Here is a 12,338-nt window from a genome sequence, read left to right as displayed (position 1 = left end):
GGCTAGTCTGGATCGCATGGACCAGGGCCTGCCGATCATCGATGTCGCGCCGCTGTTCGGGACCCACCCGGCGGCGAGGGCGCAGGTGGCGGACCAGATCGGCGCCGCCTGCCGTTCGCTCGGCTTCTTCTATGTGACCGGCCATGGCGTCCCGGAGGCGGTATTCGCCGAGCTCGATCGCCAATCGCGGGCCTTCTTCGTCCTGCCGCAGGCCGACAAGGAAGCCATCGCCATGAGTCGGGGCGGGCCCGCCTGGCGGGGCTGGTTCCCGCTGGGCGGCGAGCTGACCTCGGGCCAGCCGGATCGCAAGGAGGGGCTGTACCTCGGCCAGGAGCTGGGGCCGGAGGATGCGCGGGTCCAGGCCGGGCTGCCGATGCATGGCGCCAACCAGTGGCCGGCGGCGCTGCCCGCTTTGCGGCCGGCCGTCGAGGCCTTCATGGCGGGGACGCAGGCGGCGGCCCATGCGGTGCTCGAGGGCGTGGCGCTGAGTCTCGGCCTGCCGGCCGACTACTTCGCCCGCGCCTATACCGCTGACCCCACCGTGCTGTTCCGCATCTTCCATTATCCGGCCGCCCCGGCGGACGATGCCGGCTGGGGCGTTGGAGAGCATACCGACTATGGCCTGCTGACCCTGTTGGCCCAGGACGGCCTGGGCGGCTTGCAGGTGAAGACGCCGGGCGGCTGGATCGAGGCGCCGCCCGTGCCGGGGGCCTTTGTCTGCAACATCGGCGACATGCTGGACCGGCTGACCGGCGGCGAGTTTCGCTCGACGCCACATCGCGTCCGCAACACCAGTGGCCGGGACCGATTGAGCTTCCCGCTGTTCTTCGATCCGGCCTTTGACGCGGTCATCCGGCCGCTGCCGGGACGGGAGAATGCGCCGCCCGGGGAACGCTGGGACGGGGTCGATCCGGTGGGGTTCGCGGGGACCTATGGCGACTACCTGCTGGGCAAGGTCGGCAAGGTGTTTCCGGAGCTTGGCGCGAGTGTGATTTCCGGGTCCTGACAGGTTGGGGTGACATCCCCCGCGAGCCTCGCTAGGACAGGGGCCGGGGCGCTTCGCAGGGATGATACGGATTGGCGACGCACCGCCTCTTGCTCTTCGCCGTCCTGACCGGGGGTCTCTGCGCCCCGGCGTTCGCCGCGCGAGCCGAAGAACCGAAGGCCAGTGTCCGAGGCGTCACCGACGATGACCTGCGTGACCTGATCCGCAAGGCCATCGGAACCGCCGAACAACCGGCGACATCCCGCTTCGAGGCGCGCAGGCGTGGCCGCGAGGCGGCGGAAAAGGCCACCGCCGTCCTGCGGTCCGAGGGCTTCTACGCCAGCGAGGTGACCGCCGACCTGGGCGACACCGAAGACGCGGACGACAGCGCCATCGAAACGGCCCCGCGGGCCGTGGTCAATGTCGAGACGGGGCCGCAATTTCGCATCAAGCGCCCCTCCATCGCCTGGGAAAACATCCCGCCGGCGCCCGAGGTGCAGAGCGCCGGGACGCTGGCCATGGCCCTGCGTCGCGGGGCGGCGGGTCGGGCATCGGACGTGCTGGCGGCCGAAGGTCGGATCGTCTCGGCCATCCAGCAACGCGGTCATGCCGACGCCATGGCCTTGCCGCGCGAGGTCATCGTTGATCACGCCGACAGCAGCGTCATGCCCACCTTCAAGATCGACGCCGGGCCGCTGGTCAAGCTGGACGGGCTGGTCATCGAGTACCGTGGGAGGACGGACAAGGACTGGATCCGAAAGCTGGTCCCCTGGAAGCCGGGCTCGGTCTATGCGCCCGACGAGATGGGCGAGCTGGAGCGGCGGTTGCGCGAGACCGGCGCCTTCGACACCGTCCAGGTCGCCCTCCAGCCGGCCGACCAGGTGACGCCCGAGGGCTGGCGGCCGGTGCTGCTGACCCTCAAGGACCGGCCGCGCCGCTCGCTGGAGATTGGAGCCGGCTATTCGACCAGCGAGGGCGCCGGCCTGGATATCACCACTACCCGCTACAACGGCTGGAAGCGGGCTGACACGCGGATCATCGCCCTGCGCCTGGCCGAGCTGCAGCAGCGACTGGACTACAGGGTGTCGTTGCCGCACTGGCGCCAGCCGCGCCAGACGCTGACCGTCACCGCCAGTGTCTACAACGAAGTCACCGACGCCTATGACCAGACCGGCGCCTCGCTGACCGCCGACGTCACCCGGCGGACAGGTCTGAACGCCTATCTGACCTATGGCGCCTCGGTCGATGGCGGCCGGGTGGCCGAGATCCTGACCGTGGGCAACGTCGTGATCCGGGGGATCGACCGGGACCTCTACAACCTCGCCCTGCTGGGGGCCCTGGCCGTGGACCGGTCGAGCGATCCGCTGGACCCCAAGAGCGGATGGCGGTTCGAGGCCCGGGCCGAGCCGATCATGACGTTTGGCGATGCGCAGCTGACCTATCTGAAACTGACCGGCCAGGGGAGTTTCTACCTGCCGCTCGATGACGAGCAGAAGTTCGTCATCGCCACCCGGGTGAAGGCCGGGATGATCAGCGGCGCCGAGGCCGTCGATGTGCCGGCGGCGCGGCGGTTCTACTCGGGCGGCGGCGGGTCGGTGCGCGGCTATGGCTACCAGGCCATCGGTCCGCGGATCAGTTCGACGCCTCTGGGCGGCATTTCCTTGGCCGAGGGCTCGGTCGAATTCCGCTGGCAGGTCACCGAGCGCTGGGGGGCGGTGGCCTTCATCGACGGCGGGGCGGTGGGGACCGACAGCTTCCCGCACGGCGACGACTTCAGCGCCGGCATCGGCTTTGGCGTGCGTTACAATCTGGGCTTCGGGCCGATCCGGGCCGACATCGCCTTCCCGCTGGACCGGCGCGACGATGACGCGGCCTTCCAGATCTACATCAGCATAGGTCAGGCGTTTTGAGCGGCGGCGGCGACATCGGTCCGCTGGAGGCGGCCACCGAGCAGATCGAGGCGGCGCGCACCCCGAACCATCGCCGCCGCTGGTTCCCCAGCAGCGCGCCCGGCTGGATCATCCTGGTTTCGACCATCGCGGTGATCCTGGTGGCGACGGTGGCGGTCGGACTGCGCTTTGGGCTCAACACCGTGCCGGGGCTGGCCTTCATCGAGGCGCAGGCCAATGGCTTGAAGATCGGCCGCTACGGCAGGCTGAAGATCGAGGGGGTCAGCGGCGACATCTGGCGCAACGTCACGATCCGTCGGCTGATCATCTACGATGAGAAGGGGACCTGGCTTGAGGGCCGGAACCTCAACATGAAGTGGCGCTATCACGAGCTGTTCGTGCGCCGTTTCCATGCGGACGCCATCAACGCCGAGCAGGTCACCCTGATCCGCCGCCCGACCCTTACCCCCAAGGAGAAGTCGGGGTCGTTGCCCGTGACGGTCCTGATCGACGCCCTGCAGGCCAAGGTCGACTCCAGGCCGGCCTTCAGCCAGGTCGAGGGCCGGTTCGACCTGTCCGGGCGGCTTGCGCTGCAGCGCAAGGGCGGCGGCACGGCCGGCCGGTTCGTGGCCCGCAGCCTGATGCACCAGGGCGACTTCGCCGACGTTGCGTTCGATCTGGGCCGCTCCAACGCGCTGATGGTCAACGCCAGGGCGTCGGAGGCCAGGGGCGGCGCCCTGGCCGGGGCCCTGGGGCTGGATGCGGGTCAGCCGTTCTCACTGGACGCCCAGGCGCGAGGGACGACCAAGGTTGGTCAGTTCAAACTGCTGGTCACCTCTGGCGCCAACCAGCCGGCCAAGGCCGATGGCCAGTGGGACGCGAAGGGGGGCGCGGCCAACGGCTATGTGCGTCTCGACGCCTCGCGGCTGACCGGTCTCTACGCCAAACTGTTCGGGCCACAGGTCAAGTTCGACATCGCCGGGGCGAAGGGGGCGGGCGCCTTCTACGACATCAGCGCGCGGCTGGATTCCGAGACCCTGTCGGTCACCGCCGTCGGGCCTGCGGACCTCGGCAAGCGGCTGGCCGGGCCGGGCGGGCTGGCGGTGACGGGCAATACGCCGGCCATCGAGCGCCTGTCTCTGGGGACGGTAAAAGGGCAGGCAAATTTCATCGGCCGCTTCAACGGCGACATCAGCAATTTCACGCTACGCGGGGATGTTCGCGGGGCAAATGTCAGCCTGGTCGGCTATACGCTGGGCGCGGTCTCCGGGCCGGTGACCCTTGCGCGGGCCAAGGGCGAGATCGGCATCGTTACCAGCCTGGCAGGCAGCGGCGGGCGCGGGCAGGGGTATCTTGCGGCCCTGCTGGGACCCAGGCCGACGGCCGACGGCGACATCGCCATCCTCAAGGACGGCCGGGTGCTGCTGAAGAGGGTGCGGGCCAACGGTGCGGGCCTGAAGGTCGACGCCAGCGGCTCGCGGGCGCTGTTCGGCGGGCTGTCGTTCAAGGGCGACGCCGAGCTGTGGAACTTCGGGGCAGCCAAGCTGGGCGGCAAAGGGCGGCTCAAGGGCAGCTGGTCGGCCGACCAGGGCGGGGCCGGCAAGCCGTGGGTGTTCACCGTGGACGCCAGGGGAACAGGTCTGGCGCTGGGGGTCAGCGAGCTGGACCGGCTGCTGGGGCCGGCCCCCCGGCTGCGCGGCAAGGCCAGTCTGCAGCCCGGCGGCCAGGTCGACGTCGCCGAGGCCTCCCTCGATGGCGACAAGGCCTTCGCCAAGGGCTCCGGCCGGCTGGGCGCCAGGGGCGATCTGGCCTTCAAGCTCGACTGGAACGCCGAGGGGCCGTTCCGGGTCGGGCCGGTCGAGGTGGCCGGCAAGGCCAAGGGGACCGGCGCGATCACCGGCGCCCTGTCCGCGCCGCGCGCCGACCTGACCGCCCAGGTCGACCAGATCGACCTGCCGCGCCTCCCGCTGCGCAACGCGGCCCTGACCCTGACCTTCATGCAGCGGCCCGGCGGTGGCGACGGCGCCTTCGCCCTGAATGCCGAGAGCCAGTATGGCCCGGCCCGCCTGCGCACTGACTTTGCCTTCACGCAAGGCGGGGTGAATCTGTCGGGCCTCGACGCCGACGCGGGCGGAGTGAAGGCGCAAGGGTCCGTCGCGCTGCGGCGCGGGCGGCCGTCGTCGGCCGACCTGGTGCTGGCCATCGGACCGGGGGTGGTGCTGACCGAGGGCTCGATCGCCGGGACGGCCAAGGTGGTCGACAGTTCCGGCGGCGCACGGGCGACCTTGAACCTGACCGCCAAGGACGCCGTGCTGCGTGATGCCGCCGGCCTGACCCTGGATGCGGCGACCATCACCGCCGACGGGCCGCTTGATCGGCTGCCCCTGCGCATCCAGGCCAGCGGTGCGGCGCCGAACGGATCCTACAGCCTGGACGCTAACGGCATCCTCACCGAACAGCCGCAGGCGCAGGGATGGCAGCTGACCCTGGATGGCTCGGGCAAGCTGGGGCGGACCAATATCCGCACCACCGAGACGGCGCGGCTGGTGTTCGGCGGACCGGTGACCGAGGCCCATCTGAAGCTGTCCGCCGCCACGGGGCAGCGGGGCGACAACGCCGGCTCGGCGGCCATCGACGCCCGGATCACCAAGGGCGGAGCCGACATCGTCGCCGATATCACGGGGCTGCCGCTGGCGGCCCTGAACCCGGACCTGGCGGGGCGCGCCGATGCCAGGCTGACACTGCGGGGCCAGGGCGAGACGTTGACCGGCGCGCTCGACGCGACCCTCAAGAACGTCCGGGCGAGAGGTTCGGGACAGACCCTTACGCTCGACGGCCAGGTGCAGGCGCGACTGAACGACCGGACCCTCACCATCGACGCCAGCGCCCGCAGCGCGCAGGGCCTGACCGCCGAGGGTTCCTTCGTGCTGCCGGCCATTGCGTCGGCCGCGCCGCTGCGCCTGGCGATCGACCGCCGGCGGCCGGCCGAGGGGACATTCAGCGCTCACGGCGAGATCAAGCCCCTGTGGGACCTGCTGATGAGCGGCGACCGGTCGCTCAGCGGTCAGGTTTCGCTCAACGGCAATCTGGGCGGCACCCTGGCCGATCCCCGCCTGGTTGGCGTGGGCCAACTGACCGGAGGGACCTTCGAGGACGGGGCGACGGGTCTGAAGCTGCGTAATCTGTCCCTGGCCGCCAACTTCGCGGACAACGCCATCGACGTGAGCCAGGTCAGCGCGACCGATCCCAAGGGCGGCAAGGCGTCCGGCTCCGGCCGGGTCAGCCTGATGCGTCAGGGAACCAGCAGCTTCCGGCTGGAGCTGACCCGCTTCCAGGTCATCGACAACGATATGGCCGAGGCGACCGCCAGCGGTCAGGTGACCATCAACCGCGGCGCGGCTGGCAATCCCCGGGTGGAGGGCTCCCTGCGTATCGACCGCGCCGAGATTGCCGCCGAGCCGCTGAGCCCAAGCGGTGTGACGCCGATGGACGTCGTCGAGATCAACAAGCCCCGCACGCCGGCCGCGCGTCGGGCCGAGGCTGCCGAGGCGGCCAAGACCCGCGGCGCCGCTATCGATCTGGCGATCGACCTGCGGGCTCCGCGCGGCATCTTCGTGCGCGGCCGGGGGCTGGACGTCGAGATGAGTCTCGACGCCAACGTCTCCGGCACCACCGCAAATCCGCAGTTGGCCGGCACGGCCCGGGTGGTGCGCGGCGAGTACGACTTCGCCGGCAAGCGCTTCGAGTTCGACGAGCGCGGCAGCGTCACCCTGTCGACCGATCCGTCGAAGATCCGCCTCAACCTGACCGCCACCCGCGAGGACCCCAGCATCACCGCCGTGATCCGCGTCGAGGGCACCGCCGCCAAGCCGGAAATCCGCCTGACCTCCTCGCCGCAGCTGCCGCAGGACGAGGTGTTGAGCCGGGTGCTGTTCGGCAGCTCGGCGGCGCAGCTGTCACCCTATGAGGCGGCGCAGCTCGCCTCCGCCCTGGCGGCGCTGGCCGGTGGGGGCGGGTTCGACGTCATCGGCAACGTCCGCGAGCTGGCGGGGCTGGACCGGCTGACCATCGGCGGCACCGAGCTGACCGGGGTCACCGTGGCCGGGGGCAAGTACCTGACCAACGACGTCTACTTCGAGCTGATCGGTGGTGGCCGTGAGGGCGGGGCGGTGCAGGTCGAATGGCGGGTGCGCAAGAACCTGTCTCTGGTCAGCCGCCTGTCCGGCAGCGGCGAGAGCAAGCTCTCGGTCCGCTGGCGGCGGGACTACTAGTACTGCGTCAGGATCTTGAAGCCGCCGAAGATCATCCGCTTGGGGTCGAAGGGACAGTCGGGCTGCTGCATGCGCTCGTCGGCCATGACCTTGGCGTTGACCTCGTCCCTCTTCTCCTTCGACTCGTAGGTGATCCAGGAGAAGACCACCACCTCGTCATCGGTGGCCTGGACGGCGCGCGGGAAGCTGGTCAGCTCGCCGTAGGGCACGTCGTCGGCGACGCATTCGACGTAGCTGAGGGCGCCGTACTCCATCCAGATCGGGCCGCAGAGTTCGGTGATCTTCTTGTACTCATCGATCCGGTCCCTGGTGACCGCGAGCACGAAACCATCGACGTAAGCCATCGTCATCTCCCTTGAATGTTCCCTCAGGACGTCGGGAGCGTCCTGGTTCCGACAGCGGCCGGCGGTTTTTTCAGGCCGGGGCCTGCAGCAGCTCGACCGTTGTGCCGTCGAGGTCCTTGCACAGGCCGATCATGGCGCCGCCGAAGGCCTCGACCGGGGCGGGACCGAAGGTGATCTTGCCGCCGGCCTCGACGACGCGGGCGGCCACAGCGACCGGGTCGGTCACGTAGAAGACCAGCTTGATCGGCAGGTTGCGGTAGTTGCGGTCGCTGCCGTCGGTCCAGTGCATCAGCACCAGGGCGACGCGGCCCTCATGACCGAGGATGATCTCGTCCATGTAGGGCAGCTTGATCCGCTGCAGCTCCTTCATGCCCAGGGCCGCCTTGTAGAAGGCGGCGCTGGCTTCGAGGTCGGCGACGCCGACGCCGGTGGCGCCGAGGTAGTCGGGGGATCGGGTCATGTCAGGCTCGCCTCTTGAAGGACGAGCCCAAGATCAGAGCTCGTCGAAGGGGGGCGGCAGTTCGCCCGATTTGAACAGCAGCACGGGGTTTTCGTCGTAGTCGCCCATCTCGGTGTCGGCCGAGATGCTGTAGGCCACGACGCCCAGCCGCAAGGGGCCGAGCCGCTCGGCCTTGCGGCGGGCTTCCTCGGCGGTTTTGCAGCCGACGGCCTGTTCGGCCCGGAACCGGGCGCGGCCCTTGCCGGCGACGTAGGCCTGGACGAGGTGGACGGTCTCGGTGGCCACCTATTTCTTGCCGGGCGGGGTCAGGAAGGGCGACGGACCGGCGGCCGGCGCGGCAGCCTTGGGCTGCTTGGGTTTGCGGGTTTCCTTGTTGGACTTCTTCTGGCCCTTGGCCATGGCCGGGCTCCTTTCGGTGCGCCCGGGCGAAATGCGGAGCGCCCGTTGCTATGCGCCCGCCCGGGAGGAACACCAAGCCCGTCATTCGACCCCCAGCACTTTCTTGAGGAAGACGATCTCGGTGGCCCGGACCTGTTCCTGGTTGGACTTGCGGGCGATGCCGTGGCCCTCGTCCCTGGCCAGCACGTACCAGACCTCCGTACCCTGTTTGCGCAGCTGGGCGACCATGGCCTCGCTCTCGCTCATCGGCACGCGGGGGTCGTTTGCGCCCTGGTAGACCATCATCGGCTTCTTCATCGCCGAGACGTAGCCGCGGGGGGAGATGCGGCCGAAGACCTCGCGCATCTTGGGGTCGCGTTCGTCGCCGTACTCGGCCCGGCGCAGGTCGCGGCGGTAGCCCTCGGTGTTCTCCAGGAAGGTCACCCAGTCGCTGATGCCGTAGAGGTCGATGGCGCCTGAGATGCGGTCATTGTAGCGGCCGGCGACGGCCAGAGCCATGTAGCCGCCGTAGGACTGGCCGACGACGGCCACGCGGGAGGCGTCAAGGTCGGGCTGCGCGGCGATCCAGTCGAGGAGGGCGCCGATGTCCTTGACGCTGTCCTCGCGCTTCTCGGCATTGTCGAGCGACAGGTAGGTCTTGCCGTAGCCGCTCGAGCCCCGGACGTTCGGCACGATCACCACGGCGCCGATCTCGTTGACCCAGCTCTGGCGGCGGGGATTGAAGCTCGGCAGTTCCTGGGCTTCGGGGCCGCCGTGGATCTGGATGATGACGGGGCGCTTGCCTTTCGCTTCGCCGGCCGGGCGGTAGACGAAGGCCGGAATCTGTCGCTGGTCGAAGGTCGGGAAGTGAATCAGCGAGGGCTCGACCAGCTTGCTGGCCTGCAGGCCGCCGAGCTCGCTGAAGGTCCATCGGACAAGCGTGTCCTTCTTGTCAGCGGTATGCCACGGCGGAGTCCAGACCCAGACATCGCCGGCCCCGGTCGAGGTGGACAGGCTGACGGCCAGCGACTTGCCGTCCGGTGAGAAGCCGAGACCGGTCACCACGCCCTTGGGCAGATCAGGCGCGGACACCAGTTCGCCGTCGGTCGCACCGCGCATGCGGATGCGGGAATAGCCGTCCTCATTGACGACGTAGGCGATGAACAGGCCATCGGGCGACAGGCGGAAGCCCTCCGCGCCCCATTCAACCGCCCGGGGTTCAAGGGACTTCTCGGCGCCCCCGGCCCTGGGCTCCAAAAGGACGGGGACCGACGCTTCCCGCCCGAGGTCCGAAAGCACGACGATACGGCCGTCCCTGGCGAACTTGGGGCCGCTGTAGGCCACTTTCGTCTTCGTCTCGCCGACCGGCGTCACCGCGCCGCTCTTCAGATCGAGAACGAACAGCCGCGTCTCCGCCGCGCTGACATAGCGGCTGAGCAGGACGCGGGTCCCGTCGGCGCTGAGGTCCTCGGGGCTGATCGCGCCCGTGCCCTTGTGCACCAGGCGGCGGCCTTCCGGGTTGGAAACCTCCGCCAGCATGATGTCGTAGTCGCCCTTGCCGGGGGTGACCTGGGACCAGACGACCGTCTTGCCGTCCTTTGAGAAGACGAAGCTTTCGTTGCGGGTGCCTGCGGCGGTCAGCTGGACCTCGTCGCCATCCAGGCTGCGCAGGAAGGCCTGGTAGTACTCGGCCCCGCCGACGTCGCGCGGGTAGAGGAAGCGGCTGGAGCCGGGCACGGCCTGGGCCGCGTTGACCGGTTCGCTGAAGAAGGTGAGCTGGGTCCTGGCGGCGCCAGGCTTTTCCACCCGGTGGATCTGCTGGGTGTCGCCGAACCGGGTGGCGATCAGCATGGAGCCGTCCGGAAGCCAGTCCTCGAACACCGCCGAACGGGCGTTGTAGTAGGGGGCGATGGCGGCCTTGAGGGCGGCCGGGGTCTCCGGGGCGCCGTCGTAGACGAGGTTGCCGATCTCGCGTTTGCCCTGGGCCCCACTTTCTTGGGAGAGGGCGGGCAGGGCGATCAGGGAGAGGGCGAGGAGGGGGATCAGGGCTTTGCGCATCGCGGCAGGTTAGCCGCAAATGCCGGGGCGTGAACCCTCAGGCTGTCAGACGGTCTTCCGAGATGATGGGCACGGCCACGGCCGCCGCGACATGGTCGAGCAGCACCTGCATCTCGACCGGCTTTGTAATGAAGACTCCGACCCCGACGCTGGCCCATTCGGCGCGGTGTTCGGCCAGGGCGTTGGCGGTCAGGGCCAGGATGGGGGTCCTGGCGTTGGGCCCGCCCCGGCGGATCGTGGCGGCGGCCTCGACCCCGCCCATGACCGGCATCTGCATGTCCATCAGGATCACGTCGAAGGGGCGCTGGGCGGCCATCTCGACGGCCTCGGCGCCGTTGGCGGCGACCGTCACGGCGGCGCCGAAGGGCTCCAGCATCATGCGGACGATGCGCTGGTTGACGACATGGTCTTCGGCCAGCAGCACCGAGACGCCGCCGCCACTCCAGTCGTCCTGGATGTCCTCGATCGTGGCCGGCGCGGCCTCGGCGATCATCAGGGGCAGTTCGAAGCGGAAGACCGAGCCCTTGCCGACTTCACTGCGCACGGTCAGGGAGCCGCCCATCAACTGGGCCAGGCGGCGGCTGATGGCCAGGCCCAGGCCCGTGCCGCCGTGGATGCGGGTGACGCCGGTGCTGCCCTGTTCGAAGCTGGAGAAGATGCGCTCGCAGGTGGCGGCGTCCATGCCGCTGCCGCTGTCCTCGACCTCGATCCAGAGCAGAGGATCGTCCATGCCGAAGTGGCCGCCGCGCACGACGATCTGGCCGCTCTGGGTGAACTTGGTGGCGTTCGACAGCAGGTTGGAGACGATCTGCTGGAAGCGCAGCGGGTCGGTCATGATCCGGGCCGGCACTCCGGCCGGCTCGAAGCGCAGGGTGACGCCGTCGGCCGCCTTGGCCCGCCAGAGGTTGGCGGCGGCGGTCAGCTTGTCGGTCAGGTCGAAGGGCGCCAGCTCAACCTCCAGCTTGCCGCTTTCGATGCGCGAGAGGTCGAGGACGTCGTTGAGCAGCCCGAGCAGGACCTCGCTGGCGTTGCCCAGCATGTCGACATGGTCGGCCTGTTCCGGGGTCAGCTCGGTGCGGCGCAGCAGCTCGCCGGCGGCGACCACGGCGTTCATCGGGGTGCGGATCTCGTGGCTGATGGTGGCCAGGAAGTCGCTCTTGGCGGCGTTGGCCCGCTGGGCGGTCTCGATGGCGGCTTCGGTCTGCTGGCTGGTCGTCCAGATGCGTTTGACGGCCATCAGGGTGTGCAGGATGTAGACCGCCCCGCCGGTCGCGATCAGGGCCATCTGGATGGCGTCATGCTGGGGGCTGATCAGGCCGGTGATCAGCGGCAGGCTGACGATGTAGAGGCCGGGCGGGCCGATGACGCAGGGCAGGGCGCGCGGCGTCTGGGCCATCTGCAGGGCGTTGTTGATCAGCGAGCCGCACAGGGAGAGGAGGGCGAAGGCCATGCCGACCGCCGTGCCCTGGAACCACAGGAAGACCGCCAGCGCCGAATAGAGGAAGGCGTTCAGCGTCATGCTGGCGACCATGGCCGCATGGCGGGCCCGGGAGATGTCGTCGCCTTCGCGGCGCAGGGGGGCGGAGATCCAGTGGTCGATGATCTGGCCGACGACCACGGCGGCGAACCAGCCGGGCGCGGCCCAGCCCGGCGACAGGAACCAGCCGATCACGCCGATGAAGGCGGCAAAGCCGACCCGCGCCTTCAGGTCTCGTCCCCGAATGGCGGCAATGGCGCGGAAGGCGGCGTTCGTCGCCGCTCGGTCAGTGATCATGGAGATCCCCCCAGACCGAGCCGTGTAGAGCATCAGGTTTAAGGACCGGTTGAGTTGTGGCGCGGCCCATGTCGATTTTCCGACATTGCCGTTGAACCCTTTGTGGACTGGACCGTTGAGGGCCAACGCGGGGGGCGTATGGTGAAGACCGCCCGCCGGCAAAACGGTATGGCGACAGG

The 12,338-nt window shown here is 69.4% G+C and carries 9 protein-coding genes; 3 read left to right on the top strand and 6 right to left on the bottom strand.

What is annotated here, in order from left to right; translation table 11 throughout:
* Positions 1 to 16 precede the first annotated feature (16 nt).
* The 3 genes from AC2YG9_RS18805 (at position 17) to AC2YG9_RS18795 (ending at position 7,145) form a co-directional block, all read left to right on the top strand.
* Entirely contained in the window at positions 17 to 1,006 is a 990-nt protein-coding gene (locus tag AC2YG9_RS18805) for an isopenicillin N synthase family dioxygenase (protein WP_487299526.1), read from the top strand.
* A gap of 71 nt (positions 1,007 to 1,077) precedes the next feature.
* Positions 1,078 to 2,895, top strand: a complete 1,818-nt coding sequence (locus tag AC2YG9_RS18800) for an autotransporter assembly complex protein TamA (protein ID WP_487299525.1) — start codon at positions 1,078 to 1,080, stop codon at positions 2,893 to 2,895.
* A complete protein-coding gene (locus AC2YG9_RS18795) occupies positions 2,892 to 7,145 on the top strand; it encodes a translocation/assembly module TamB domain-containing protein (protein WP_487299524.1) in 4,254 nt (1,417 codons plus the stop codon). Before AC2YG9_RS18800 ends, AC2YG9_RS18795 begins: the two co-directional genes overlap by 4 nt.
* Here AC2YG9_RS18795 and AC2YG9_RS18790 read toward each other — a convergent pair.
* From AC2YG9_RS18790 to AC2YG9_RS18765, 6 genes are all read right to left on the bottom strand, one after another.
* Entirely contained in the window at positions 7,142 to 7,489 is a 348-nt protein-coding gene (locus AC2YG9_RS18790; RefSeq protein WP_487299523.1) for a DUF1428 domain-containing protein, read from the bottom strand. The genes AC2YG9_RS18795 and AC2YG9_RS18790 overlap by 4 nt on opposite strands.
* Before the next feature lie 70 nt (positions 7,490 to 7,559).
* A complete protein-coding gene (locus AC2YG9_RS18785) occupies positions 7,560 to 7,949 on the bottom strand; it encodes a VOC family protein (RefSeq protein WP_487299522.1) in 390 nt (129 codons plus the stop codon).
* 33 nt (positions 7,950 to 7,982) lie between these two features.
* On the bottom strand, positions 7,983 to 8,234 hold the full coding sequence (locus AC2YG9_RS18780) for a hypothetical protein (RefSeq protein ID WP_487299521.1): 252 nt from the start codon (positions 8,232 to 8,234) through the stop codon (positions 7,983 to 7,985).
* Complete coding sequence (locus AC2YG9_RS18775; RefSeq protein WP_487299520.1) at positions 8,235 to 8,348, bottom strand: hypothetical protein; 114 nt, start codon at positions 8,346 to 8,348, stop codon at positions 8,235 to 8,237.
* 81 nt (positions 8,349 to 8,429) lie between these two features.
* Positions 8,430 to 10,385 (bottom strand): S9 family peptidase, encoded by a 1,956-nt coding sequence (locus AC2YG9_RS18770; RefSeq protein ID WP_487299519.1) that lies wholly within the window; start codon positions 10,383 to 10,385, stop codon positions 8,430 to 8,432.
* Between the two features lie 37 nt (positions 10,386 to 10,422).
* Positions 10,423 to 12,159: an ATP-binding protein gene (locus AC2YG9_RS18765; protein WP_487299518.1), complete on the bottom strand. Its 1,737-nt coding sequence runs from the start codon at positions 12,157 to 12,159 to the stop codon at positions 10,423 to 10,425.
* Between the last annotated feature and the right edge of the window lie 179 nt (positions 12,160 to 12,338).

Source organism: Caulobacter sp. SRI_014 (assembly GCF_057586315.1).
Note: the sequence above shows the minus strand (reverse complement) of the source record. Positions and strands in the feature narration are given on the sequence as shown.

What these genes read in the sequence shown, in the direction of transcription:
- AC2YG9_RS18785 (WP_487299522.1), bottom strand. Translation starts at nt 7,949, where the DNA reads ATGACCCGATCCCCCGACTACCTCGGCGCCACCGGCGTCGGCGTCGCC.
- AC2YG9_RS18790 (WP_487299523.1), bottom strand. Translation starts at nt 7,489, where the DNA reads ATGGCTTACGTCGATGGTTTCGTGCTCGCGGTCACCAGGGACCGGATC.
- AC2YG9_RS18805 (WP_487299526.1), top strand. Translation starts at nt 17, where the DNA reads ATGGACCAGGGCCTGCCGATCATCGATGTCGCGCCGCTGTTCGGGACC.
- AC2YG9_RS18770 (WP_487299519.1), bottom strand. Translation starts at nt 10,385, where the DNA reads ATGCGCAAAGCCCTGATCCCCCTCCTCGCCCTCTCCCTGATCGCCCTG.
- AC2YG9_RS18765 (WP_487299518.1), bottom strand. Translation starts at nt 12,159, where the DNA reads ATGATCACTGACCGAGCGGCGACGAACGCCGCCTTCCGCGCCATTGCC.
- AC2YG9_RS18775 (WP_487299520.1), bottom strand. Translation starts at nt 8,348, where the DNA reads ATGGCCAAGGGCCAGAAGAAGTCCAACAAGGAAACCCGCAAACCCAAG.